This window comes from bacterium (assembly GCA_036504735.1).
GTDB lineage: Bacteria > Electryoneota > RPQS01 > RPQS01 > RPQS01 > DASXUQ01.
Genome location: DASXUQ010000005.1, coordinates 79439 through 105052, shown reverse-complemented (window position 1 = coordinate 105052; position 25614 = coordinate 79439). Strand labels below are relative to the sequence as shown.

Below are 25614 nucleotides of genomic sequence, written 5' to 3'. Positions count from 1 at the left end.
GCATAATCGTCAGTCTTCGGCTTTGAGGCTGCGTTGCATGAGTTCGCCGACGGCTAAGCGCGGGTCTTTTCCGTGATCGAGGATGTCACAGACGGCGGCGGTGATGGGCATTTCCACACCATAGCGATGGGCCAGATCATTGGCGGCGCGGGCGGTCCAGACGCCCTCGGCGACCATCACCATGTCACTCAAAATGTGATCGAGAGTTTCGCCTTTTCCGATGCGCTCGCCGACGGTGTGGTTACGGCTTTGGGGAGAGGTGCACGTCGTAACGAGATCTCCCATGCCGGAAAGGCCGCCGAAGGTGTGGCGGTTCCCGCCCATAGCGGTGCCAAGGCGGGTGATTTCGGTAAGGCCGCGCGTTAACAACGTACCTTTGGCATTAAAGCCCAGGTCCAGGCCATCGCAGATTCCCGCCGCCAGAGCAATGACGTTCTTGAGCGCACCTGCCAGTTCGACGCCGACCACATCATCGGATGTGTAGAGACGCAACTCGCGGGTAGAAAACTCATGCTGCACCTGTTGCGCGGTTTGTTGCGTGAGTGAGGCAACGACGGCGGAGGTCGGCATGCCGGAAGCGACTTCGGGTGCAATGGTCGGGCCGGAAATTACGGCATAGCAACCGGGATCGAAACCTGCAAGCTCTTGTGCGCAGATTTCGGAGATGCGGTTCAGAGTATCCCGCTCCACGCCCTTCATAAGACTGATGAGCGGAATGCCGCCGTTCAGTTTGCCGACGCCATGCAGAACGGCGCGGCAAGTTTGCGCGGGAACAGCGAGCAGAATCATCTGCGCGTCGCGAATTGCCGCCTGCACGTCGGAGGTGGCGTGCATGTCTTCCGGCAGAGAAAAGCCCGGCAGGAATTTGTCATTGCGATGGGTACGCGCAAGGAGTTCTGCCTGCTGCGGATCGAACTCCCAGAGCGTGATCTGATGGCCTTTGCGATGCAGCACGAGGGCCATCGTGGTTCCCCAGTTGCCTGCGCCGAGAACGGTGATGTTCACAGGAAACGCTTCTCCTCTCCCTTAAGCAGGCGGCGAATGTTGCCGCGATGGGTAAAGAGAATCAGCAGCGCCAGCACGGCAGCGGCTACCTGATAAGGCAGGGGCTGATCATGCAGCAGAAACATCGTCACGGGAAGGACAATGGCCGCGATGATGGACGCGAGGGATACGTAGCGGAATACGAGGAACAGCACGAACCAGACGGCGAGGGCAATCAGCACGCTGAACGCGTCCAACGCCAGCATGGCACCGGTTGTAGTCGCCACACCTTTGCCGCCGCGAAAATTGGCGTAGGGTGTCCAGATATGTCCGGCGACGAGGCCAACCGTCATGGCGAGGCTGCAGGCGACCACGCTTTCCGGCGCAGGAGACGCGAAAACCGGCGCGAGGAATTTGACGGGCGCGAAACCCTTCACGATGTCGATCAGCAATACAAAGATGGCCCATCCCTTGCCGGCCACGCGGGAGACGTTGGTCGCGCCTGAACTGCCGCTACCTATGCCGCGCGGGTCTATCCCCTTCACAAGACGGCAGACGAGAATGCCGGTGGGGATGCCGCCGATCAGGTAGCCAATGACAAGGGATAAGACAATGCTCACGCGGAAACCCGGCCGATGACGACGGCCTGTTCTCCCTTAGCCTTCATGGTTTGGGTCAGCTCGTAAGCCGCACAGGCTTCGACGACCATGACCACACCGATGCCCAGATTGAAGACACGGCGCATTTCTTCTTCGGGCACGTTGCCGCGCTCTTGAATCACGCGATAGATATCCGGACGGTTCCAACTTGCCCAGCTCACATCCAGATGCAGGCCTTTGGGGATCACACGGAGGGTGTTTTCTTCAAGGCCACCGCCGGTGATGTGCGAAAGAGCGTGGACGTCGGGATTATCGAGCAGTGGACCGACGCTGGGCAGATAGCAGCGATGAGCTTTCATCAGAGCATCCGCCAGCGAGGTTCCATCGGACAGATGTTCGCGCTCGAGGCTGCCGTCGGCAATCTCCTTGGCAAAGACGCTGCGGACGAGGGAATAGCCGTTGGTATGCAAGCCGTTGGAAGCGAGGCCGATGAGCATATCGCCTGCTTTAACTTTGGAGCCGTCGAAGATGCGGTCGCGGCGGACACTGCCGATGATGGTGCCGGCCAAGTCAAAGTGGCCGGGCTCATAGAGGTCGGGCATTTCGGCGGTTTCCCCACCGATGAGGGCCACGCCATGCTCACGGCAGGCCGCGGAGAGGCTTTCGGCAAGGGTCCCGGCCACATCGGGGTCGAGCTTGCCAAAGGCCATATAATCGAGGAAAAAGAGAGGCCGGGCACCGCACATGAGGATGTCATTGATGCAGTGCTGGACCAGATCGCGGCCCAGGCCGGAGATTTTGCCCAGACGGATACCGAGCAGAAGCTTGGTGCCCACACCGTCGGCAGAGGCGACGAGTACATTGTCGGCGGCACCATCGTTCAGCGCGAAAAAGCCGCCAAAGTGCCCGACATCGGTGAGCACTTGGGGGCCAAAGGTCGTGCGGGCGGCGGCGGCGATACGCGCTTTGGCGGCGGCGGCACGATCGAGATTTACTCCAGAGGAGGCGTAGTCAGTCATAATCTTTGAGTTTACCAAATTGGCTTAGGAAAGTCAAGTGGCTGGCACTATCCATGCTCTCAATGGTGGAGAGTTGAATTTGTGACGGAAATGAACGAAATTAGGTAGATTTTGTCTTGACCGAAAGGCCTTTATGCATTACCCTTTGTGGGACATGCCTCTCCTCGGCGGGGCTTTAGTGATCGCCGGGATTTCTATCTTTCATGTTATTATTGCCCACTTTGCAGTCGGAGCGGGCTTTTTCAATGTCTTCTCGGAAATCCGCGCCCGGCGGCAGAATGATCAGGCGCTGCTCCAGTTTGTCAAAGATAACTCCATCTTTGTCATTTACTTATCGTTTGTGGCGGGAGCCGTCTTGGGTGTGGGGATCTGGTTTTCGATCAGTATCGTCGCGCCGGAGGCGACAACGTTCCTGATCCGCCTCTTTTTGTGGATCTGGGCCTCAGAATATGTGTTCTTTATTCTCGAACTGGTCGCAGGGTATGTCTATTACTATACCTGGGATAAGATTTCAGCGAGGGCACATATCCTTGTGGGGTGGATCTACGCGATTTCGGCCTTTGGGTCACTGGTGCTGATCAACGGGATTTTGGCATTTATGCTGACTCCCGGCAAGTGGCTGCAGACCGGTAACGTGTGGGATGCATGGCTGAATCCCTCCTTCCTGCCCTCCACGCTGATTCGTACCGTGTCATCCTTGGCACTGGCTGGAATCTTTGCAGCGATTGTGGCCTCTTCGCGGCGGAAGAAATACAATGCCGATCAGCGGGCGGGGATTGTCGCGTGGGGAACACGCTTTTTGCTGCCACTGGCGCTGATGCCGGTGCTGGCTTATTGGTACTTTTCGGTGGTCCCGCAGAATGCGCGCGAACTGGCGTTGGGCGGCACGGTGGCGATGACGTTTATCTTCCTGTTCGGAGTGATCGCGTCCTTCCTTGTGGCCCTATATGTCTTCTTTGGAATGCTGCGCAAGCCACGGGACATGAATGTGGAGACGGCCTTGCTGCTCCTGGCGATTGCCGTGATTGCCACGGGCTCGATGGAGTTTGTGCGCGAAGGGATCCGCAAGCCGTTTGTGCTGGTGAACGTGATGTATTCCAGCGGCATTCTGCTGAAGGACGTGCCCGTTATTCAGGAGAACGGGGTGCTGGCGTCATCCACCTGGCTCACTCCGGATACAGTGAAGTATCAGGGCAGTGTGGCGGTGGGCGAAGCCGTGTACCGCGCAGAGTGCATCCGCTGCCATGAAGTAGAAGGTTATAACGGCATGGTGCCACTGATCCGGGAGTGGAACCGGAATCTGATTGTGTCAGCACTGAATCACCTTGACCGAATCCGGAATTTCATGCCGCCGTTTATCGGAACCGAAGCGGAGAAGCAGGCGCTGGCGGATTACCTGATGACCCTTACCCGGAAGGGAGTCATGTCTTCGGACACTCTGCAAACCAGCGCGCCCGCAGATACCTCGTGGCAGGCTCTGCCGGAAGGGGGTGTGCAATGAGTCCTTCCTACCCCTTAATTCCCGGGCCGCCGTTTTTGATTGACCATCTGCTGGGCCTGCTGTTCGTGGTGCACGTGGTGTTCATGAATTTCGTGATTGCCGCGCCGCCGCTGATGGTGTGGTATCTGTGGACGCGTCAGCAGGACGGCAAGCAGTTCGCCGATTGGCTGGCTGCGGCGCTGCCGGTGAATTTCAGTTTTGCGATAAATTTCGGCGTGGCTTCGCTGCTGTTTACACAGGTGTTGTTTGCGGAGCGATTCTTCACGGCGAATATTATTCTCGGCAAGGTGTGGCTGGCGGTGATCCTGTTGCTGCTGCTCGGCTTCTATGCCGCGTACGCGGCGAACCGCATCCTGCGCAAGTTCAACAGGCCGGAGCTTGCGGCGGGCGGCGTGGCGGTGCTTGTCACCGGACTGGTGTGGACCATTGCCGCGATCATGATTGCCAACTATTATCTGGAAACGGACAGCGCCCACTGGCACGAGTTGCTGGGGCACTGGCAGGGCATCCTGCGCACGAAGACCTTTACGCCGCGCGCCATGCACTTTCTGACCGGGGCCTTTGCGGTGACCGGATTCTGGATGGTGTGGATTTCCTGGTGGCGCGAGCGGCGCGGGGTGGCGGAAGAACTCTACAAGCCATTCCGGCAGCAGGGCATCTTTCTGGCCGCCGGAGCAACGGGCGTACAGATCAGCGTGGGCATCTGGTTTTTGATCTGGCAGCCCATCGAGGTGTGGGACAAGCTGTTCAGCGGATCTTTTCCTGCGACCATTTGGATTACCGGAGTCACCACGGGTCTGCTGATGCTGGGATCGCTGATTGTGGCGGCGGTGTTCCCGGACCGGAAGTTCTGGCAGAAGGTGAGCACGGCTTTGTTGGGATGGACGCTGTTCGGAATGGCGGCTGGCCGCGAGTTGGTGCGGCAGACGGCCTTCGGACCGGATTTCCATCTGCAACGTCTCCCCTATTCCACGCAGGTGCAGCCGATGTTCTTCTTTTTTCTGCTGCTGCTGGCGGGGATGGGCGTGCTGCTGTGGATTCTGCTGCTGATTTTGGGGAAGGCAAAAACCCCGAAATGATGGCGAAGAGAAGTCTAAGAATGCAAACAGCCTCACCGGAAGGTGAGGCTGTTTATTGGTGGTCGGTGCCGAGGGCGGGACTCGAACCCGCATGAAGTCAAACTTCGGTGGATTTTGAGTCCACTGCGTCTACCAGTTCCACCACCCCGGCAGGACACTACCGTCCAAAAACTACCACCAGCATAACGGAGCTTGATGATCGTGGGGGGCCAATCATCATAGCTGCGACGCAGCCGGTGGTAAATCCTCTCGTCTCAGAATCGTTAATGCCACAATATAAAGCCTTGAATCATAAAACGCAAGAACCCCTTTGCGGTGAAAGGCTGGCCGCCAATTTCTCCTGTAGAACTATGGATTTACAGAGATAATTCGTTATATTGTGCCACGTTTGAGGCCGCAAGACTCGTGTCCTCCCCGCTTTGAGGAGGCCATGACGGGCGGAGACGGCCTAAAGAGAGTTCTGAAATGAAACGTTGGAGCCTGCCGTCCTATGGGATTGTCTGTCCGCCTTGCCGGGTATAACTTAGATGCCGATTTACTGTCGGACGTGCTGGATCTGCTGGTCAGGCTTGAACAGGGCGCGTCCGACCTTGAGGCGGGCGGCTATCAGGCGGCAGACAGCAGGCAGTTTGTGACCTCTCTGGCCGAGACGGTCCGCACCCGCCTCGACACGGGCTCTTTCACGCCGGAGACGCTCTCTGCCGCCTATGCGCGGATCAGCAGAGATCCCAAGCAGGTAACGGAGCTGCGACGAGCGGCGCGGTTTGGGGTGGCGCGGGCCAGAAAATCCAATGAAAACATTATTTTCGGGCTCGGACATGCCTCTGTGGCGGAACATGCCTGCTTCAATTTTGATGTACTGGGGCTTTCGAGGCTGGCCTCGGAGGAGTTGCAATCGCACAGGCTATTGAGCTTTACGGAAAAGTCGCAGAGGTATATCACGCTGACGACGGACTACGTGGTGGCGCCGGAGGTTAAGGGTACTGCGGATGAGGTGCTGTTCCACGAGACGATTCCGCGGCTGTTTCAATCGTACCAGACCCTCTCCGAGATCCTGGCAGCGGGATACCTTAAGGGCTTTGACCACGAGGCGATGAAGGACGAGGTCAAGGAAGCCGAGAACCGGGCTAAAGAAGATGCCCGTTACCTCCTCCCACTGGCGTGCAGTACTCAGATGGGCATGACCGTGAACGCGCGGATGATTGAGCACGTGGTACGGGATTTGTCCGACCATCCTTTGCAGGAATTGCGAGATCTGGGCAGGCGCCTGTATGAGTCCTTGAAGAACCTTGCGCCATCGGTGGTAAAGTACGTCGTGCGTGACAGCTATCCGCGCGAGAACCGGCGCGGGGTGTGCGCGAGCATAGGGGATGCGGCGCAGCCTTTGACAGGCGCAGCGGTGATCACGAGTCCGACGGTGCGACTGGTTCAATCCACACCGGATGGAGAAGCGGTGGTGCTGCGCGCGCTGGCGTTTACCTGCGGCAAAGCGGACTCTCCTTCGCCCGATATTTGGCGGACACTGTTCCGTGGCATGGGACCGCATGACGGAGCGCTGCGCGAATTTGAACTGGCGAGCATGACATTTGAAGCGGAGATCAGCGCGTCCTGTTTCGCGCAACTCAAGCGGCACAGGATGATGACGATGCTTACACAGCCGTACAGGCTGGAAGACGGGGTGATCACACCGCCGAGCCTGATGGATGCACAGCTTGAAGCGCCGTTTCGCGAAGCGGTGGAGACGGCGTTGGAGGCCGCACGAAAGCTCTCCGCGCGTTCACCGCTGCTGGCGCCGTATTTCCTGACCAACGCTCATCGCAAGCGCGTGATGATACACATGAACGCACGGGAGTTCTATCATTTTGCGCGGCTCCGGGCGGACAGTCATGCGCAATGGGAGATTCGCTTGCTGGCCGAGCAGATGCTGGAGCAGGCGCGCGCGCTGTGGCCGAATCTGTTTATGCTGGCCTGCGGCAAAGATCAGTTTGCAGCCATCTATGACCGGGTGTTCGGCTCCGTGTGACGGAGAGCTGCAAGATGCTACTGAAAAAGGCGGACGCCGTGTCCGCCTTTTCTATTTCCTATCGAATGAAATGCTAATTTACGACCGCAAAATTCTTCGTGGCGCGAATCGTGTCATTGTCCACGATGGCATAGCCGTAGATGGTCTCCAAGCGGTCCGGCTCCGTGATGTCTCCCGCGCCGGAATATTCGATGGCAGGATCGGATCCCCACGGGCGAAGCACGGTGTCGGCGCGGGTATTGACGACCGGTGTGACCATGCCGGCGCCGATGAGGGCCGTGCAGTACACCGGGACATCATTAAGCAGAGCGCCGGTTTCGTTGCGCAGCCGCACAGTGAGCCGGGTGTGAGGCACGTGACCTGTTCCGTCGCGCCGCATGGTATCCGGGCCGGTCAACTCGAGCTGAATCGGATCATGGACGAGGAAACGGGCTTCACCACGGGCAACGGTGTCGTTGCCGACGACGGCCTGCGACTGGATGACTTCCGGAGTGTTGGGATCGGGGTCTCCGCTGCCCCAGTAAATTAACGCGGGCAGGCAGCCCCAGGGATAGGTAATGGTGTCGGATTGAGACGTAACGGTACGGGTCACCGTGTTGGGGCTTTGGATCGCTTGCGAATTGATCACGATGCCGCCGGCAATCGCACCCGAGCTGTTGTAGAGACGAACTACTACCGTATCGTTGATGACGTGGTGCTGGGTGGCATCACGATGCATAACCGGCGATGCGCGCAATTCCAGACGCCATGCGCCCGGTTCGGGACCGCCATCATTTCCGGTTGCTTTTTTGTTGCAACCCGTTTCGAGAAGGGACAGACTCAGGGCAGGCAGCACGATCAAGCACGCCGCGAGCAGCTTCCAAGGGTGCACATGATGTTGGCGAAGCATGAAGAGTCCTCATCGCTGAATGAACGAGCAAGGCGGTTAACGAAGAATCAGCGCGCGCACAAGAACGCCGATCAGAATCCAGAAGGGAATGGAAATGAGCAACGCGACATTCAAACCGCGCATGGTGGACAGATGGGTGCGCAACTCGACGGTTGACAGCGCGCGCTGCATCACGGCCGTCAACTGATGCATGTCCACGGGCTTAATCAGATAATCGAAGGCACCTTCGCGGATGGCTGCCGTGGCGGTATCCAGCCCCGGATAGCCGGTTACCATGATGAACAATACCTTGGGCTGAATGCCGCGCAGTTCACGCAGCAGATCCATGCCCGACTTGACGGGCATCATCAGATCGGAGATCACCAGATCGACTTTTTCTTCCATAAAGACCTTGAGTCCGGCGTCCGCTCCGTCCGCCTCGATGACGGTGTGGCCCTTCTCCTCAATGAAACTGCGGAGAATCGAGCGATAGCCTTCATCGTCATCAATCACCAGAATACGCGCCATCCTTAAGCCTCTCGAACTTGAGGGACCGATTTACAGAGGAATGTTACCGTGTTTTTTGCGCGGATTGGTATCCACCTTGTTGCGCAGCAATTCGAGGCCGCTGATCAGGCGCGCGCGGGTTTCGGCGGGATCGATCACTTCATCCACATAGCCGCGGGATGCCGCGACGTAGGGCGTGGCGAAGCGGTCGGTATAATCGGCCACGAGTTGCGCCTTGACGGCATCGGGATCGCCGGCGCCGGTGATTTCCTTGGCATAGATGATCTCGACCGCGCCCGACGCACCCATGACGGCGATTTCGGCGGAAGGCCAGGCGAAATTCAGATCGCCGCGCGTGTGTTTGGGACTCATCACGCAGTACGCGCCGCCGTAGGCCTTGCGCAGAATCACGCAGATCTTGGGCACGGTGGCTTCGCAATAGGCATAGAGAAGCTTGGCGCCGTTGGTGATGATGGCATCCCATTCCTGATCGGTGCCCGGCAAAAATCCCGGCACATCCTCGAACGTGATAATAGGAATATTGAAGGCGTCGCAGAAGCGGACGAAGCGCCCCGCTTTGCGCGAAGAATTAATGTCCAGCACTCCGGCCAGCACCGCAGGCTGATTGGCGACGATACCCACCGAATAGCCGTTGATGCGCGCGAAGCCGACGATAACATTCTGGGCGAAATCGGCGTGGATTTCGAGGAAGCTGTCGGTGTCGACGATGCGAGTGACAATCTCGGTGACATCATAGGGCTTGTTCGGGCTGTCGGGGATGATGTCGGCCAGCGTGTAGTCGCGCAGCGGTTGATCCTTGGGCGGAATGCCGCGCGGAGGATCTTCCATGTTGTTCTGCGGCAGGTAGGAAAGCAGCTTGCGCATGGTGAGCAGACATTCGGCTTCATTGCGGCAGGCGAAGTGCGCCACGCCGGATTTGGCCGCATGGGTGTCCGCGCCGCCGAGTTCCTCGCTGGTCACATCTTCATGGGTCACCGCTTTGACCACTTTGGGTCCGGTGACGAACATGTAGCTGGTGCGTTCCACCATGAGGATGAAATCGGTAATGCTGGGACTGTAGACTGCGCCGCCCGCGCACGGACCCATGATGGCGCTGATCTGCGGCACCACGCCGGACGCCAGAGTATTGCGCAGAAAAATCTCCGCATACGCGCCGAGCGACACGACGCCTTCCTGCACACGGGCACCGCCGGAATCGTTAAGGCCGATGACCGGAGCGCCGTTCTTCATGGCCATGTCCAGCACCTTGCAAATCTTCGCGCCGTGAGTTTCGGACAGCGAACCGCCGAAGGTGGTGAAGTCCTGAGCAAAGACGAAGACGGTGCGGCCATCAATGCGGCCATACCCGGTAATGACGCCGTCGCCAAGGATCGGCTGGTCACCGTTGCTGCTGCGGCTTGTGGCCAATGCATCCAACTCGCAGAACGTACCGGGATCGAGCAAAAGCTGCAAGCGCTCTCTTGCCGTGAGTTTCCCTTTACCATGCTGAGCATCGATGCGAAGCTTTCCTCCGCCCAACTGCGCGCGTTCGCGCATCTCCCGAAGTTTCTCGAGTCGTTCTTTCATGTTCCTGTGATGGCTATAACATGCCGCTACGTTTGCGGACAATCCACTCTATCACTAAAAGTCCGATGATGATCCAGATGACAGGTCCCTGACTCCAGAGCGACCACTCCTTGCGGGACGTGATGGTTTGCGGCGCGAACTGCAGCCGCGACAGCAGAGAGTCTGCCCGGGACGCGGGGACGAAGGCGGCCTTGGAGGCCGCCGCGACCTGCTGCAGCACATCGAAACGGGCGCGCGGGTCCATCAATTCAATGTTGAAGGCTTCGACCGCGAACAGGCCGTTGTCCGATCCGAGAGTATCCTTGCCGGCGACCGCCGATCCGGTGAAGCGGTAGTCGCCATCGATCCATGGTGTGAGTTGGCCCTCATAGCGGCCATTGCCGAGTCCGCGCATGGGCACCACTTCGGTACGTGAACCGGAGGTGGCGCGCAGAGCGATGCTGGCATCATCACGGGGGGCAAGATCCGCGCCGTAGACCTGAGCCACAAACCGCACCGGTTCGCCGCCGGAATAGACTTTCTTGGTGGTGCGGATCTTGACGCGCTGCTCTTCGGCGGGAGCAATCAGCCAGCCGCGCACACGAGTCACCAGTTCGTCATAGAAGGCGGACGCATTTTGCGTTCCGGCAAGCTGCATTTTCCAGCGCGATGTGCCCCAGCAGAGAAAGGCGGCTCCACGGCGAAATCCGGTTTGCCACACGGCGATGCCGGGTTCGTCTTCACTGATACCGAGGTTCTCGCGGGAAATCTTTGCGACGACCTGGGCCGAGGGCGCTACGCTGAAGTTGCCGGCGCCGCCGAGGACCGGAGGCAATTCGGACCACTGCGCGGGCAGCGGATTCTTTCCTTCCAATGCCGGATGACTGGCGGCGGGACGCAGGGTGACCTGTTCCTCCGTTAACGCCGGTTTGTTGGCCTGAATGGGCACAACATCATTCAACGCCGCGAGGCGGGATGCCGACAAATGCGGACCGGCCAGCAACAAAAGCGGAACGTGCTTGTCCTGAACCGCATGGGAGATTTTCTGCAGCAAGGCGTCGGATGTGCCCCGGGAAGGAAACTCGCAGAGCACAATCAGACTGGCGCGCGACATGTCGTCTTGTGAAGGCTCGACCGCGCCGTGTAGAAACCTTCCTGCGCCGATTTCCACCAGTGCGGAAACCTCGAGGGTTGTATCTGCTTCGAGGGTTTGGCGCAAGATAGAAAGATCCGCGCTGGGCGCACCGGCAAAGAGCAGGACGCGGGATTTGCGCTCGAGCACACGGATAACGACGGAACGCCGGTTATTGGTTATGGAGCGCTCACCCGGAACGGAATCGAGGGCGACGGTGATCCGAAGATCACCCGGCTCGCGGGCAACAAGATTCAGGGTGAGAGGATCTTCGGCATCATCGGAGGCAAAGCGCACCGGCTGGCGGTCGAACTCTCCCCCCTTCCCACTGAGCAGATGCACGACGGAGGACCGCCCGTCCAGACCATGAGCGCGGATGCGCACATCAACCGGGACCTTGCTGCCGACGTAGGTCACATCATTGGTGACAACTTCTGCAACGGCGGCATCGGTACTGGATGACGTGTCGCCAATGCCGATCGTGTAGAGGGGAATAGCGGATTCACCGGCAACACGCGCGGGGTTCTGCCCGAGATTGTAGGCGCCATCGCTGATTAAGACTCCGGCGGCCAGATTCTCGCCCGCCAGCGCCTTCTGCGCCTGCACCCAACTCCCGGCCACATCCGTGCCCACACCCGAAGGAGTGAGGGTACGGAGCGAATCCAGCGGGACTTCGGTGGTCGTATCGGCAAATTCGAAGACTTTCAGTTGCGACTTGTGCGCAAGGTCGCGCAGCGCGGGAGAAGCCAACAGACGTTTCAGGGTCTCGCCGCGGTCTTCCTGTCCCGCGCTGATACTCATCGATGCCGAGCGGTCCACAAGCAATGCAACCACCGGGGGCTTGGCCTGATGGCGAAGATAACTTAGAACCGGTTCGAAGAGCAGCAGAAGCAGCAACACGAGTGCGGCCGACCGGAGTACCCAGAGCAGGGCTTTGCGCAGGGGACTGACCGGAGGCAGCGTGAAGCGATAAATGAGAAAGGATCCGCCGACTGCAAGCAGCGCGAGCAGGATATACCACCAGGCGCTCGCGGAGAGTCCGAGGTGAATGTTGGCGATAAGCAGGGGAAGTGACGCCTGGTTCATGCGGCTGCACCCTGCACCGTGAGTGTTTCGAGTCCCCAGCGGGGCCGCACCGTGTAATCCGCATCGCCAAGGCCGGCGTTCTCCAGCTTCCACGCAAGGTAGGCGATCATGGCCGCGTTGTCGCCGCAATAGCGCAGGGCAGGAACGCGGCATGCGACTCCGAAGTCTCGCGCGAGTTGTTCGAGCTTTGCGCGCAACACCGAATTAGCGGCGACGCCGCCTGCAGCAACCAGCGCTTTGGGGTGGACGGCAATGGTTGCGGCGCGAATCTTTTGCAGCACGGCGGTCAGAGCGGCATCCTGAAAGGATGCCAGCAGGTCAGGCGCAAGATCCGGCACACTATGCTGTGACATAGTGCGCAGCTTGTAGAGAAACGCGGTCTTCAGGCCGGAGAAACTGAAATTGAGCGAGCCATCTGCCAGGGGAAGCGTAAAGGGATACGTGGCAGGGTTACCCTGCGAGGCGAGACGGTCCACTTCAGCACCGGCAGGGAACTTGAGCCCAACCAGTTTGCCAACTTTGTCATAGGCTTCGCCGAGGGCATCATCGAGGGTGGAGCCGAGCACGGTGTACCGGCGCAGTCCATCAACGCGGACAAGCAGCGTATGACCGCCGCTCACCAGAAGTACAAGGAACGGCAGCGGCATCGGCTGGCTATCGATCTCACCCGACCAGAGATGAGCCTCGACATGGTTCATGCCGCGAAACGGCTTGCCCAAAGCCAGGGCAAGGCCTCGCGCGTAGCTGGCGCCGACAAGCAATGATCCGATGAGGCCGGGTCCCACGGTCGCGGCGACAACGTCAAGCTCCCGCGCAGAAACTTTTGCCGCGGCGAGAGCTTCTGTGGTCAGCGGGTCGACCAGCTCGAGGTGAGAGCGTCCGGCCAATTCGGGGACAACGCCGCCGAATTGCTGATGGACTGTTTGCGTGCGTGTGCAAACAGAGAGCAGTTGACCATCACGGACGACGGCAACCGAATTCTCATCGCAACTGGATTCCACGGCAAGGATCAGCACGGCGGCACCTCCGACAGTTGCTGCGCCGTAAGCGGAAGTCCGCCACCCAAAGCTTCACACTGCCAGGCCACTCGCGCCAGAAACTCCGCTCGCTCCAAACGGTGAAGAGCATCGTCCACGGACGAACCTAAGGCGACCGCACCATGATTGGCGAGCAGATACACCATGGCTTGAGGGCCGGCCTTCAGAGCACTCTCCCCCACTTCAGGTGTTCCCGGCGGGCAGAAGGGCACAGCGGCCATTTCTCCGATGGCCATGTGAGATTCGGCAAGGAGCATGGGCGGCGGCACGCGGCGCGCAGCGGCGTACGTGGTCAGAAAAGGCGAATGCACATGAAGAATGCACATCACTTCGGCACGCGCACGGTAGATTGCGCGATGCAACGGCCACTCACTGGAGCCCTGCGGGGGTTTTGCATCGGACAAGGGAACGGGGACAAAGGATGTTTCGTCCAGTCCGCGCTTTTCAATGCCGGAGCGCGTGAGCAGAATGGTCTGCGAATCCAAACGGGCGGAGAAATTCCCATCAGTGGCCAGACAGAAGCCGGCCTGATCAAGAAGGCGTCCTGCACGCAGCAAAGCCGAGAGCAGTTCGCGTTGCGGATCGCGCACCAACTTACTTGACTCCATCCGGAGTAATCAAACCGAATCCCGTGTATTTCTTGAGCGGCGGCGGAACCGTCAGTGTGCCGTCATCATTCTGATAGGTTTCATACATGGCCGCGAGCAGGCGCGACGTGGCCAGACCGGAGCCATTTAGGGTGTGCAGGAATTCGGGTTTACCGGTCTCTTTGCGGCGGAACCGAATGTTGGCGCGGCGCGCCTGGAAATCTTCGAAATTGGAGCAGGACGACACTTCCAGCCAGCGCTGTTCGACCGGGGCCCAAGCCTCAAGATCATAGCACTTGGCGGCACTGAAGGACAGGTCGCCTGTGCACAGCGCGAGCACCCGGTAGCGGATGTCGAGAGCTTCGAGGATCGAACAGGCGTCCTTGACCAGAGCTTCCAGCTCTTCATAGGAGGTTTCGGGAACGACGAACTTGACCATTTCCACCTTGTCGAACTGGTGGACGCGGAGGAATCCGCGCGTTTCCTTTCCGTAGGAACCGGCTTCGCGGCGAAAGCATGGTGAGTAGCCGCAGTAGCAAATCGGCAGGTCGGCCTCGGGCAGCAGTTCGTCGCGATGGTAGTTGGTGATCGGCACTTCGGCGGTGGGGATCAGGAACAGGTCATCGGCATCACAGTGATAGAGATCCTCTTCGAACTTCGGCAATTGGCCGGTGCCCAGCAAGGACGCCCGGTTCACCACGAACGGCGTGGAGATTTCCGTGTAGGTTCCCCGCGCGCGGTGGGTGTCGAGCATGAAGTTGATGAGCGCACGCTCGAGAATCGCGCCGGCACCCTTATAAACAGGAAAACCGGAGCCCGTGATTTTGGTACCGCGTGGGAAATCGAGAATGCCCAGCGATTCGCCGAGCACCAAATGATCTTTGGGTGTGAAGTCGAAGGTTGCCGCTTTGCCCCATTCGCGCACGACGACGTTTTCCGCAGCGGAAACGCCCACGGGCACGCTGGAGTGCGGCAGGTTGGGCAGGCGAAGCAGAATTTCCTTCAGACTGGCTTCAATCTCGCGCAGAGCGTCATCGCCCGTGCTGATGCGGTTGCCCGCTTCGCGGCTTTCATCCTTCAACGCGGCTGCATCCTCGCCTGCCTTGGACTTGGCGGCGATTTCGCGGCTGAGCACGTTGCGCCGGGCCTTCAGACCGTCGGTCTCTTCGATCAAGGCACGACGACGGGCATCGAGGGCCAGAAGTTCGTCCAAGGCAGTGTTTTCGCCTTTGGTCGCCAGGCGAGTCCGAACTTCCTCGGGGTTTTCGCGGATCAAGCGGATGTCAAGCATAGGAATTTATGGTGTAAACCGTGTTACGTCCCCTCGCCGCGGAGCATGACAAACAGGGTCATGAAGAGGATTTTGACATCCAGCGGCAGGGACATGTTTTCGATATAGAAGAAATCGTATTGCAGTTTGGTGGAAATCTGGTCGGCGCGGCTGTCGTATTTCAGATGGACCTGCGACCAGCCTGTCAGACCCGGCTTCACATTCAACCGGCGTTCATAGAGCGGAATCTCCTTTACAAAACGCTCGACGAACTCCTTCCGTTCCGGCCTTGGCCCTACAAGGCTCATTTCGCCGGAGAGCACATTGATCAATTGTGGCAATTCGTCAAGGCGAGTCGAGCGGATCAACCGTCCTACACGCGTTACGCGGGGATCGCCGGGTGCGGCGAGCACGGCGCCGGTTCGCGATTCGGCATCATGGGCCATCGAACGGAACTTGTACAGAGTAAAGGCCCGGCCGTTCAGGCCCACCCGTTTTTGGGCGTAGAAGATAGCGCCACGGGAATCCAGTGGAATGGCGATCGCCAGAATGACCCACACGGGCAGCGTCACGATCAGCAACAGCAGCGCGAAGGCCACGTCGGTGATTCGCTTGAGAGTGCGCTCGGCCGAACTCAGGAGTTCCGGTCGGACATCGACCAGAGGGTGACCATACACCCGGGTCGGCTTGACCTCTCCGACAAGAAGGTTGTACTGGTCGGCGAAGATCAGGCAGCGGACGCGAAACTCTCGCAGGATGCGCAGCAGACGGCCCAGGCTGGACTCATCGCGCTCATCGGGAGCGAGCAACACGGCATCATAGTGTCCGAACCGCAGAACCTTGCGAAAACCGGAGAGCGTGCCGACCCAGGGAATGCCGCTGTCTGTGACGGCTTGGTCAGGCAGACGGGCGATCACCGCTTGGACCCGAAAACCCAATTCGGGATGCATGGCCACATGCCGCAGGATCTGCCGAGCACGGTTTCCATCCCCCACGAGCAGAGTGCGAAACGCTCCCATGCCGCGAATACGGAATGCGCGCAAAATCGTCAACAGCGCAAGGCGATCTCCGGAGACAATAATGAAGATGGCCACGCCGTAGGAGACCAAGATCAATCTCGTACTGGGCAGCGGATCGCTGATCTGGAATGTCAGAATGAACAGAACCAGCACACCGATAGCCGCGGCTTTAGACGCCGCGAGCGCGGCGATCCGGCGCGACTGCAGAGGATCGAACCGGAAGAGTCCGAACCATGCAAAGAGCAGCAGCCAATACGCGGTAACGAACAGACTGGGAGCGAGCAGTTCTCCCGGGCTGAAAGACACCGGATTGCGGAACATCCCCGACTCGAAGCGCCACCAGTAGACACCGAAGAAGGCGGCTTCGAGGAGCGCGAAGTCGGTGAGGAAGAGCCATAGACGCACGAGCCGAAGGTGCTTCATGAGCTTAACACGTCAAAGACGGTTTGTCGCTACACCTCATCAGAAGAGGGCAAAGTATCCAAGGTGCTCGTACTCAGGTGCCGCAGGCGCGAATCAGAAAATATGGTGGACCTCATGCTCATGACAGACATTATCACAAAATAGAGAGGATAGTGCTGATAACTATTGTGAGCCAACGCCAAGATTATGTACACGAAAATGGCTGCCATCGCCACACCGATGTTTGTATCAAAGTCGTCGGGCGAAATGCGCCATTTTTTGACTCGAAGTTCAGGAATAAGCGATGCAAGCATCACAAGAAGAAGTAAGAGACCGACCGGGCCGGATTCAGCGATAGTATCGATATACGCTTCGTGCGCGACGTTTCCATGGTCCATTGTGCGGCAGTAATCCATCGCAAAATTACCATAGTTTCCGAGGCCGACGCCGAGAGGGAAGTGGTCCCACGCCATCTGCAACCCTCCCCAAAACATATCTGCGCGCTGACCGATTGATGCATCGCGGCTACCTTGGCCAATGGTAGCGATTCGCCCGATGACATCCACGGGAACGACTGAAAGCACAATAACAATTACGACACCAATCATGCTGAACAGGAGCCAACGGCGGCGCTCCGCCCAGACCATCATCAATAACAAAATGAGGGCCGTTATTGTACCTCCGCGAGAAAGGGACAAGGCGACCGCAACGAGGGGAACCACGAGCGCCACAACTCCAAGAAGACGGAGTAACCATGGACCTCGGCTCCGAAAAAGTACAATACCGAGCCCAACAAATGGAATGACAGAGAGAGCAGCCATGTTGGGATCCACGAATGTACCTGCAAAGCGAATCTCGCTCGCGCGTTTGGCTAATTCGGCAGCTTCCTTGCTCGCGAGAAAGGCGTAGAAACTCTGGATCGTAAGGGATGCGGATACAATAGCGCCGAGTACACCCGCAATAATGACCAGGCGCAATTGGCGCGGTGTTTCGACTGTCCAGGAGACCGCAACAATAATAAGCAAGTCCCGCACAAAAGTGGTTAGTGGCAGAGGCGTGAGCGGATTATCCGTCGGCGCCCATAGTTTGGACATCCACTCCCATGTGAAGAAAAGTAGCGTACACACGAAGAACGGCGTAACTCGGAAATTGAGGTTGCGGGCGATCAGCTTACGAATCAGTATGGAAAAGACCGCGAGTCCCAAGAATGGCGAGGTTATGGTCGGTAGAAAAGCCGTCACATTCGAGCTGATTACGAAAATCGCAACAGCCGTCCCCAATGCAGGCTCATGCAGCACCATCGCTGCCATACCCATAGCCACGATGCCGAGTCCGATCAAGGCGAGCCGTCCGTTGACATTCCAACCGTACCACGCCAAGACGATCAGCAGGGCGAGCACAACTCCGCTCCCTGCTTGCGAGTGGCGCAACTTTCGAGTACGGTCCCAAACATCACGGATGTGCGTGTGAACATTCAAGCGCTACGACTCCCGGCTTCCCGACCATGCTTGTTTCACGCTGAGGAGACTCTCATGCTGTGGGTGCGAAGGGTCGGTTCCGGCTCGGCGGAAGAACTCATTCGCAAGGGCATATAATATGCCGAAGAAGAAGGCGGCAAAAGCGCCGATAGCCACCATCATGGCACGTTGCGGCCACACCTTGCGCGTGCCCACCACGGGGGGGTCTACCCGCATAAACGTCGGTGTGTTGCGCTGTTCTTCAATTCTTGCTTGCTCAAATTGCTGGATAAGGAAGGCAACAAGGAGTTGTTGTATCTCAATATCGCGTGTTAGTCGCAAGTACCCCATTGCCTGATTCGGTGTATCCTGCAGATGAAGCAAGACATCCACTCCTTGGGCATCCGTCGCTTTGCCCCGCGAGAGGGATCGAATGGTGGAGTCTATACTAGCCATTTTCAGGCGCAGATATGCAACCTGCGGATTTTGAGAGTTGTAGACCTGATTACTCATTTCCAACTCTGTCTGAACCGCCAGCCGCTGCGCTTCGAGTTGCGCCGCGGCTTCGAGCGTTGCCTTGACCTGCTCATTGACATTAAAGACCCCAGTTGCCAACTGGTACCGCGACAGACTATCTTCGAGCGACGTCAATGTTGCTCGAGCTTCATTGAGCCGTTGACCGATGAATTCACGCTCCCGTTGTGCGCCCGAAGCGCGCAACTCCTGATTTCTCTTGTCCAATTCATCAACGAGAAACTGGGTCATGGCTTGTGACCGCTTAGGCTCAGTATCTTCCGAATAGATTATGACTGACCCGGACTGAGGATCCAATTCGAAACGCGTATGCGCCTTCGCTGCGTCGAGAACGTCTTCGAGTTTTGCATCCTTCATCTTGTACACACTACGCAGGTCAAACTTCTCCACTAGTCGCTCGCTCATCCAACGACTGCGAAGTATTTGGACATAGATTTCCGAAGAAGGAGCTCCAAACATGGATCCAATTCCCGCGAATCCGCTTAGCTCCGAGAGCTTGGATGCAATCAATCCACCGAAACCTTGTGAAGACTGCTCAGTCCCGTGAACCACCGCAGTGCTTCGATAGAGAGGTTTCATGATGAACGCGACGATACCCACAATGACGGAGACGGCGATCACTGCAGTGAGCAAGAACTTTCGCCATCGGAGCAGGAAGGCTAAGAAGTCGAGGAGATTGATCTGATGAGAGGGGGTCTCGGGCATCGCGGATTACCTGATTATCTGAAGGGGACGCCGTATTCTAAGCAATTTGCGCAACAAAGTCAATACTTTAACGATGTGAGAAGCGCGACCCTAACGTTCTCGAGTCGCGCTTTCTCAGATCTCGATTATCGAACGGGGCAAGGATCAATAGTCGGTGTAGTACAGATACCGTTTATCATCCACCTTGACCTGTTTTTCGGCCTGAGCCAGCCAGTCGGCGTAGACGCTGTTTTGGCGGTTCTGGCGGAGCTTGTTCAGAATGTCACCCTTCTGGGAGTCGAATCCGCTCATGTCAGGGCTGGTCTTGCTGATCAGGACGGCAACATAGGCGCCACGGCTGTTAGCCAGTGCATCCGACAGTTGACCGGGGTTCAGCGTCAGCAGGGTCTTGGCGATGGTCTCGTCGGATCCCAAACCGCGCATATAATCCCGGCGAAGGTGTTCACCGGTGGTATCGACCTTGAGGCTTTCGCGGGATGCGACAGACAGGAAGGTCTGAGGATCGGTCACTCTGCTGCGGAATTTCTTGGCGGCTTCGAGGGCTGCCGCTTCCTGCTTGTCCTTCACCAGTATGCCACGGATTTGACTTTGCACGTCGGTAAGAAGAGCCACGCCCTTAGGCTGAATGGCCTTGATCTGGAAGACCACATAGGAGTCTTCGTTGCGGACCTTGGTCTTGAACACGTGGCTGACGGCATTGATCTTGGAGCCGAAGGCAAAGTCCATTGCCGGAAGGAGCGAGCCAATGCCCGGGATGTTGCCGGAAGGGTTCTTCTGGAAGAATTCGGTTTCCTTGACCTGCAGGCCAAAACGGGGCGCCGAGGTGGCGAAGCCGTCGGACTTAATGGCGTCGGAGAAGTCCTTGGCCTTCTGGGAAGCGCGTTCATCGGTCTCGGGACTGACTTTCCACTTGAGCAGAATGTGGCTCGCCTTCACCGAGTCCCCATCGGCACCGTGCTTGCGATCGAACACCTTGATGATATGCACACCGAAGCGTGTGGTGACGGGACCGGCAACCTTGCCGGTGTCCGTGACAAAAGCGGTTGAATCAAACTCTTTGACCATGCGGCCGCGGGTGAAATATCCAAGGTCACCCCCCTGCGTCGCGGAGCCTTCATCTTCGGAATATTCCTTGGCCAAAGACGCGAAATCCTCGCCGGCCTTGGCGCGCTGAAGAGCTTCCTGAGCGGTCTCGACGATGCGGCTGGAGTCTTCGCGGGTAGCCACGATGGGAATCGCGACATAGGACAACTGGCGCTTTTCTGGGCGTTCATAGTCCGCTTTGTGCTTGGAGTAATAGTCCTGAATCTCCGCCGCGGAAACCGAGCCCGAATCCACCGGGAAGTTCTTCACGGGGAAACTGACGACGGCGGCGTTCAATTTCTGGGTCGTCGCCTGGTATTCATCCTGGACTTCCGTGGGGCTGACAAACACCGGAGCAATGATGCGATCAATGACCTTCTGATTGCCAATGCTCGAACGGTATTCTTTCTCGATCATGACGAGCAACTGGGCCGAACGGGGATCCTTAAGAAATTCATGGTACTTGGAAGGATCAAACTGTCCGTCCTTCAGGAAGTTCTCATTTTCCCGGATCCAGCTTGGCGGATTGTTCTGAACGGCGTACGCGACTTCAGCGTCCGATGTGACAATGCCCCATTTCGTCTGAAACTCAGCCATCAGATCGTTTCTGACAAGCTCATCCCACACTTCCTGACGAATTTTGCGGATATCGGCATCGGTAAGTTGTTTTTTGTCGTCCTGCTTGCGTTCCGAAGCAACACGATCTTGCACGAGACGATTGTACTGGTCATAGAGGATTTCTTTATTCCCAACCTTACCCACGACCCCGTCGAGCTGGCCTTTGTTCTTGAACCCGCCCATACCCCAAGAGAAGACGATGGTCGCGAGGAAGGCCCCTACCAGGATCCACATGATCAGCGGCATGTTCTCGCGCATTTGGGTCATCATGGCCAAGTCTCCCTTTCATCCTATTGATTTTACGAAAACATAATAATACGAAAATCCGGTTTGAAATGCAAGCAACTTTGGGGCGCAAAGAGGGTATAAGGGTAACTGACCGCTGGCGCTAACTTGAAGTGCATTCGGGCTTTACCCTTCATTTTACGTTCTTGAAAAACTTGCATTTTTGGCAGACAAGCCGTACATTATGACCATGTCTGAATTTGAACTGATTACTGACCTCCGTCCTCAAGGGGACCAACAGCAGGCAATAGATGAACTCGTGGCGGGCATCCGCAACGGGGAACGGTACCAGACCCTCCTGGGAATTACCGGCTCGGGCAAGACTTTTTCGATTGCCAATGTGATCAAGGAGGTGAAGAAGCCGACCCTGATCATGTCGCATAATAAGACCCTGGCCGCGCAGCTCTATGGCGAATTCAAGGGCTTTTTCCCTCATAATGCTGTAGAGTTCTTCATATCTTATTACGATTATTATCAGCCGGAAGCCTATGTCCCGACGACGGACACGTTTATCGAAAAAGAGACCCAGATCAATGAAGAGATTGATCGGCTAAGGCTGAAAGCCACCACCGCCCTGCTGGAACGGCAGGATGTGATTATTGTGGCCTCGGTCTCCTGCATTTATGGTTTGGGTTCACCGCAGACCTTCCGGGATCTGCTGCTGATGCTCCATACCGGAGAGGAATACGACCGGCGGGAGATGCTGCGGCGGCTGGTGGACATGCATTACACCCGGAACGACATCGAGTTTCCGAGAGGGAGCTTCCGGGTACGCGGCGATGTGCTGGAAGTTCATCCGGCCTACGAAGAGACCGCCTTCCGGCTGGAGTTCTTCGGCGATACCCTGGAATCGATCAAGCACGTCGCGATTGTGACGGGGGATGTGCTGGATACCCGGGAGACGTTCGCGCTGTATCCGGCCAAGCATTTTGTGACCAGCGAGCCGAATCTGAAGCGCGCGATGGTGGCGATTACGGCGGAATTAGAGGAGCGGCTGGCGGAATTGCGCTCACAGAACAAGCTGCTGGAAGCCCAGCGGCTGGAGCAGCGGACGCGTTTCGATCTGGAGATGCTGCGGGAGGTGGGCTATTGCAGCGGGATCGAAAATTACTCGCGGCACCTCTCGGGGAGGCGGCCCGGCGAACGGCCCGACACCTTGATGGATTACTTCCCGGACGATTTCCTGCTGGTGGTGGATGAATCGCACGTGACCATTCCGCAAATCCGGGCCATGTACCGCGGCGACCGCAACCGCAAGGAAAACCTTGTGGAATATGGTTTCCGCCTGCCGTCCGCGTTCGATAACCGGCCCATGTTCTTCGAAGAGTGGGAAACGATGGCCAAGCGCTGCATCTTTGTCAGCGCAACGCCCAGCGATTACGAGATGGAAAAGAGCAAGGGCGTTCTGGTGGAGCAGATCATCCGGCCCACGGGGCTGATCGATCCGGAGATCGAGGTGCGCCCGACGAAAGGTCAGATTGACGACCTGATTGCGGAACTCAAATCGGTGGTGGAGCGCAAAGAACGGGCGCTGGTGCTGACGCTGACCAAACGGATGGCCGAGGACCTCTCGGAATATCTCGAAGGCGTGAATATCAAGGTCCGCTACCTGCACAGCGAGATCGAGGCGCTGGACCGCGTGGAGATTTTGCGGGAGCTGCGGCTGGCCCAGTTCGACGTGCTGGTGGGAATCAATTTGCTGAGAGAAGGTCTCGATTTGCCGGAAGTTTCCCTCGTGGCAATTCTCGATGCCGACAAGGAGGGTTTTTTGCGCAGCGAACGCAGCCTGATGCAGATTGCCGGGCGCGCCGCGCGTAATGTCCGTGGCAAAGTGGTATTCTATGCAGACAATATCACGGATTCGATGCGTAAGGTGATTACCGAAACCGAGCGGCGCCGCACCATTCAGCGCGAGTACAATACAGCCCACGGCATCACACCGATGACGATTGTCAAGTCCATCGAGGACGTGCTGCACAGCACGGCGGTGGCGGATGCGCGGGTGAAGGAGATTGTAGGGGATGTGACGCAGGACAGCATGACGCTGTCAGCGATGGAAGATCTGATCGACCGCCTCGAGCGAGAAATGAAGACTATGGCAAAGAAGCAGGAATACGAGAAGGCGGCGCAATTGCGGGACGAGATCGGCAGACTCAAGGAGCAACTGAAGTGACGCAACAGACAAAGACCGGGCTTAGACGCGCGGGGTGTATCGCCCTGGCCCTGGCCCTCGTGGTGGCGATGAGCAGCAGCGGCTGCAAGCATTATCCCGACAACCCGCAGGATACTCAGGTGCCGTTGCAGGGATCGTATGTCGGTTTAGGCAACCTCGACCACGCATCGGACACCTACAATATATCGCTGGCGCTTACCGGCCCGGACAGCGCGGGACATTATGCCGGACAGATCGGCTACCGTTCTGTGCTAACGGATCTGGCGACGGTGCTGCGCGACTCGACGGGCGACACGCTCCGCTTTCAATATCTGCGCAACAATACGGCTTACAGCGCATGGGCGCTCTTCAGCACCACGGGACTGCAGGTACATTTCGTGGCACCCACCGGCATCGATGCATTCCGGTTGAACCGCGAAATCGGCGGCTTCAATATGTCCGGGTACTGGCAGGGTCTGATGTACAGCGTGAACCTGCAGCAGCAGACCGGCGCGGCAATGAGCATGGATCAGGAAGGCTCCTCATTCTACGGAACCCTCGATGCAAATCTGTTTGAGCACGCGGAGATCAGCTTCCGGTCGGGAGGCTACAATGGAAGTTCATTCCAGATGACCGGAACCATGCGGATCTCAAGTAGCGATTACCCGGTGTTGGTGGCCGGCAATTACGTGACCCACGACAGTATCGCCGGCTCGTGGGAAGCCGGATCCAACGGATCCTATGACCGTGGCACCTTTGCTATGGGGCGACGATTCCAGTAACCTGTTCCGCTGGTGTAGACTTTGACATTTACCTTGAAGGAAGCACTTTGAAGATTGCGGTGGTAGGTTCCGGCGGACGCGAGCACGCGCTGTTGTGGCGGTTGGCGCGCGACGCCGGGACGCGAGAACTTTATGCCTTGCCGGGAAACGGGGGTACCGAAGGCCTTGCGAGGTCGATCCCAGTTGACACAAATGATACGGCGGCTTTGCGATCAGCACTTCGGAGCATTGCGCCGGATTTGGCGGTGATTGGGCCGGAGGTTCCGCTGGCGGCAGGCATTGCGGATCAGTTGTTGATAGATGGCATCCCCTGTTTCGGACCTGTGGCGGCGGCAGCGCGGATTGAAGCCTCGAAGGCTTTCTCCAAACTGCTCATGCGCAAGCATGGCATCCCGACAGCGGACTTTGAGATTTTTGAGGACTACGCCAAGCTCGAGAGCTTTGTTCACTCGCAGCCCGAGGGGAATTGCTGGGTGGTGAAGGCGGATGGTCTTGCTGCGGGAAAGGGCGCGTATGTCTGCACCTCACTTAAGGAGACGCTGCAGACAGCGCACGACCTGCTCGTAGAGAAGAAGCTTGGCGGGGCGGGCGTGACCGTAGTACTCGAGCGAAAACTTGCGGGGCGGGAAGTCTCGGCGCTGTATCTGTGTGACGGAAAAGACTATATTGCCCTCCCCCCCGCTCAAGATTACAAACGGGCAGAAGATGGAGATCGCGGCCCCAATACCGGGGGCATGGGAACGTTTTGTCCGGCAGCACACCTGACACCTGCCATGCAGCAGGATGTTGAACGCACGATTATCGAACCCACGTTGCGCGCGCTGGCCGAAGACGCCGCGCCGTACCGGGGTGTGCTCTATGCCGGGTTGATGCTGACGGCGGACGGTCCGCAGGTGATCGAATTCAACTGCCGCTTTGGAGATCCGGAAACACAGGTGATTCTGCCCGTGCTGAAGGGCGACTTCGCCAAGACCTTGCTGGCCTGCGCCGAGGGTAAGCTATCGGTCGCCGGCGCTCATTCATTGGCGACCTCCGGCGCGGCGGTGTGCGTGGTGCTGGCCGCAGAAGGTTATCCGGAGCACTATAGGAAGTCTATTCCTCTGCGCGATGCCGCAGATACGGATCATGCCGTGACATTCCATGCCGGGACAGTTCGCAAGGATGGTGCGCTGCTGAGCAGCGGCGGCCGCGTGCTGAATGCGGTTGGCCTTGGCGCGACTATGGCGGACGCGCGGCGGAACGCGTATGAATTCGCGGAGCAGTTGCGGGTGCCGGGCTTGCGGTTCCGGTCTGATATTGCAGCGGGAGTGTGAAGCAGA

General features: G+C 58.0%; 20 protein-coding genes and 1 tRNA gene. 6 read left to right on the top strand and 15 right to left on the bottom strand.

Annotation, left to right across the window (positions count from 1 at the left end):
* Window positions 1-9: 9 nt before the first annotated feature.
* Genes VGL38_02270 through purM form a run of 3 tightly spaced genes read right to left on the bottom strand, consistent with a single transcriptional unit; the run spans window position 10 to window position 2602 of the window.
* Window positions 10-1005 carry an NAD(P)H-dependent glycerol-3-phosphate dehydrogenase gene (locus tag VGL38_02270; protein ID HEY3294243.1) on the bottom strand — a complete coding sequence of 332 codons (996 nt, stop codon included), beginning with the start codon at window positions 1003-1005 and terminating at the stop codon, window positions 10-12.
* Window positions 1002-1604, bottom strand: a complete 603-nt coding sequence (gene plsY, locus VGL38_02265; GenBank protein ID HEY3294242.1) for a glycerol-3-phosphate 1-O-acyltransferase PlsY — start codon at window positions 1602-1604, stop codon at window positions 1002-1004. Before plsY ends, VGL38_02270 begins: the two co-directional genes overlap by 4 nt.
* Window positions 1601-2602, bottom strand: a complete 1002-nt coding sequence (gene purM / locus VGL38_02260) for a phosphoribosylformylglycinamidine cyclo-ligase (GenBank protein HEY3294241.1) — start codon at window positions 2600-2602, stop codon at window positions 1601-1603. Before purM ends, plsY begins: the two co-directional genes overlap by 4 nt.
* A 133-nt stretch (window positions 2603-2735) precedes the next feature.
* Between purM and VGL38_02255 the strand changes: the two genes are divergently transcribed.
* Window positions 2736-4103: a cytochrome ubiquinol oxidase subunit I gene (locus tag VGL38_02255; protein HEY3294240.1), complete on the top strand. Its 1368-nt coding sequence runs from the start codon at window positions 2736-2738 to the stop codon at window positions 4101-4103.
* Window positions 4100-5182 (top strand): hypothetical protein, encoded by a 1083-nt coding sequence (locus VGL38_02250; GenBank protein ID HEY3294239.1) that lies wholly within the window; start codon window positions 4100-4102, stop codon window positions 5180-5182. Before VGL38_02255 ends, VGL38_02250 begins: the two co-directional genes overlap by 4 nt.
* A gap of 66 nt (window positions 5183-5248) precedes the next feature.
* Here VGL38_02250 and VGL38_02245 read toward each other — a convergent pair.
* A tRNA-Leu gene (locus VGL38_02245) sits at window positions 5249-5333 on the bottom strand.
* 339 nt (window positions 5334-5672) lie between these two features.
* On the opposite strand from VGL38_02245, the gene VGL38_02240 reads away from it, so the two are divergent.
* Window positions 5673-7205, top strand: a complete 1533-nt coding sequence (locus VGL38_02240; GenBank protein ID HEY3294238.1) for an FAD-dependent thymidylate synthase — start codon at window positions 5673-5675, stop codon at window positions 7203-7205.
* A 73-nt stretch (window positions 7206-7278) separates the two neighbouring features.
* Here the strand turns inward: VGL38_02240 and VGL38_02235 are convergent, their stop codons facing one another.
* From VGL38_02235 to VGL38_02185, 11 genes are all read right to left on the bottom strand, one after another.
* Window positions 7279-8094, bottom strand: coding sequence for a hypothetical protein (locus VGL38_02235; GenBank protein HEY3294237.1), 816 nt, complete (start codon window positions 8092-8094; stop codon window positions 7279-7281).
* A gap of 36 nt (window positions 8095-8130) precedes the next feature.
* Window positions 8131-8601: a response regulator gene (locus VGL38_02230; GenBank protein ID HEY3294236.1), complete on the bottom strand. Its 471-nt coding sequence runs from the start codon at window positions 8599-8601 to the stop codon at window positions 8131-8133.
* Window positions 8602-8631: 30 nt separating this feature from the next.
* Window positions 8632-10167, bottom strand: coding sequence for an acyl-CoA carboxylase subunit beta (locus VGL38_02225; protein HEY3294235.1), 1536 nt, complete (start codon window positions 10165-10167; stop codon window positions 8632-8634).
* A 13-nt stretch (window positions 10168-10180) separates the two neighbouring features.
* Entirely contained in the window at window positions 10181-12364 is a 2184-nt protein-coding gene (locus tag VGL38_02220) for a vWA domain-containing protein (GenBank protein ID HEY3294234.1), read from the bottom strand.
* The gene (tsaD, locus tag VGL38_02215; GenBank protein HEY3294233.1) at window positions 12361-13380 is read right to left on the bottom strand and encodes a tRNA (adenosine(37)-N6)-threonylcarbamoyltransferase complex transferase subunit TsaD; all 1020 of its coding nucleotides are present in this window, start codon (window positions 13378-13380) and stop codon (window positions 12361-12363) included. Before tsaD ends, VGL38_02220 begins: the two co-directional genes overlap by 4 nt.
* Window positions 13374-14009 carry a class II aldolase/adducin family protein gene (locus VGL38_02210; GenBank protein ID HEY3294232.1) on the bottom strand — a complete coding sequence of 212 codons (636 nt, stop codon included), beginning with the start codon at window positions 14007-14009 and terminating at the stop codon, window positions 13374-13376. The genes tsaD and VGL38_02210 overlap by 7 nt, the downstream gene beginning before the upstream one ends.
* Complete coding sequence (serS, locus tag VGL38_02205; protein HEY3294231.1) at window positions 13996-15279, bottom strand: serine--tRNA ligase; 1284 nt, start codon at window positions 15277-15279, stop codon at window positions 13996-13998. Before serS ends, VGL38_02210 begins: the two co-directional genes overlap by 14 nt.
* A gap of 23 nt (window positions 15280-15302) precedes the next feature.
* A complete protein-coding gene (locus tag VGL38_02200) occupies window positions 15303-16700 on the bottom strand; it encodes a sugar transferase (protein ID HEY3294230.1) in 1398 nt (465 codons plus the stop codon).
* Window positions 16701-16729: 29 nt separating this feature from the next.
* Window positions 16730-18079, bottom strand: a complete 1350-nt coding sequence (locus VGL38_02195; protein HEY3294229.1) for an O-antigen ligase family protein — start codon at window positions 18077-18079, stop codon at window positions 16730-16732.
* Window positions 18080-18160: 81 nt separating this feature from the next.
* The gene (locus VGL38_02190) at window positions 18161-19375 is read right to left on the bottom strand and encodes a GNVR domain-containing protein (protein HEY3294228.1); all 1215 of its coding nucleotides are present in this window, start codon (window positions 19373-19375) and stop codon (window positions 18161-18163) included.
* Between the two features lie 144 nt (window positions 19376-19519).
* Entirely contained in the window at window positions 19520-21346 is a 1827-nt protein-coding gene (locus VGL38_02185; protein ID HEY3294227.1) for a peptidylprolyl isomerase, read from the bottom strand.
* Window positions 21347-21551: 205 nt separating this feature from the next.
* Between VGL38_02185 and uvrB the strand changes: the two genes are divergently transcribed.
* Genes uvrB through purD form a run of 3 tightly spaced genes read left to right on the top strand, consistent with a single transcriptional unit; the run spans window position 21552 to window position 25608 of the window.
* Complete coding sequence (uvrB, locus tag VGL38_02180; GenBank protein HEY3294226.1) at window positions 21552-23534, top strand: excinuclease ABC subunit UvrB; 1983 nt, start codon at window positions 21552-21554, stop codon at window positions 23532-23534.
* Window positions 23531-24295, top strand: a complete 765-nt coding sequence (locus tag VGL38_02175; GenBank protein HEY3294225.1) for a hypothetical protein — start codon at window positions 23531-23533, stop codon at window positions 24293-24295. Before uvrB ends, VGL38_02175 begins: the two co-directional genes overlap by 4 nt.
* Window positions 24296-24342: 47 nt before the next feature.
* Window positions 24343-25608, top strand: a complete 1266-nt coding sequence (gene purD, locus VGL38_02170; protein HEY3294224.1) for a phosphoribosylamine--glycine ligase — start codon at window positions 24343-24345, stop codon at window positions 25606-25608.
* Window positions 25609-25614 lie beyond the last annotated feature (6 nt).

Coding starts and splice junctions, on each gene's coding strand:
- VGL38_02210 (HEY3294232.1), bottom strand. CDS start 14,009: ATGGAGTCAAGTAAGTTGGTGCGCGATCCGCAACGCGAACTGCTCTCG.
- VGL38_02185 (HEY3294227.1), bottom strand. CDS start 21,346: ATGATGACCCAAATGCGCGAGAACATGCCGCTGATCATGTGGATCCTG.
- serS (HEY3294231.1), bottom strand. CDS start 15,279: ATGCTTGACATCCGCTTGATCCGCGAAAACCCCGAGGAAGTTCGGACT.
- VGL38_02235 (HEY3294237.1), bottom strand. CDS start 8,094: ATGCTTCGCCAACATCATGTGCACCCTTGGAAGCTGCTCGCGGCGTGC.
- uvrB (HEY3294226.1), top strand. CDS start 21,552: ATGTCTGAATTTGAACTGATTACTGACCTCCGTCCTCAAGGGGACCAA.
- VGL38_02240 (HEY3294238.1), top strand. CDS start 5,673: ATGGGATTGTCTGTCCGCCTTGCCGGGTATAACTTAGATGCCGATTTA.
- VGL38_02230 (HEY3294236.1), bottom strand. CDS start 8,601: ATGGCGCGTATTCTGGTGATTGATGACGATGAAGGCTATCGCTCGATT.
- VGL38_02255 (HEY3294240.1), top strand. CDS start 2,736: ATGCATTACCCTTTGTGGGACATGCCTCTCCTCGGCGGGGCTTTAGTG.
- purM (HEY3294241.1), bottom strand. CDS start 2,602: ATGACTGACTACGCCTCCTCTGGAGTAAATCTCGATCGTGCCGCCGCC.
- VGL38_02220 (HEY3294234.1), bottom strand. CDS start 12,364: ATGAACCAGGCGTCACTTCCCCTGCTTATCGCCAACATTCACCTCGGA.
- VGL38_02190 (HEY3294228.1), bottom strand. CDS start 19,375: ATGCCCGAGACCCCCTCTCATCAGATCAATCTCCTCGACTTCTTAGCC.
- VGL38_02225 (HEY3294235.1), bottom strand. CDS start 10,167: ATGAAAGAACGACTCGAGAAACTTCGGGAGATGCGCGAACGCGCGCAG.
- VGL38_02250 (HEY3294239.1), top strand. CDS start 4,100: ATGAGTCCTTCCTACCCCTTAATTCCCGGGCCGCCGTTTTTGATTGAC.
- VGL38_02200 (HEY3294230.1), bottom strand. CDS start 16,700: ATGAAGCACCTTCGGCTCGTGCGTCTATGGCTCTTCCTCACCGACTTC.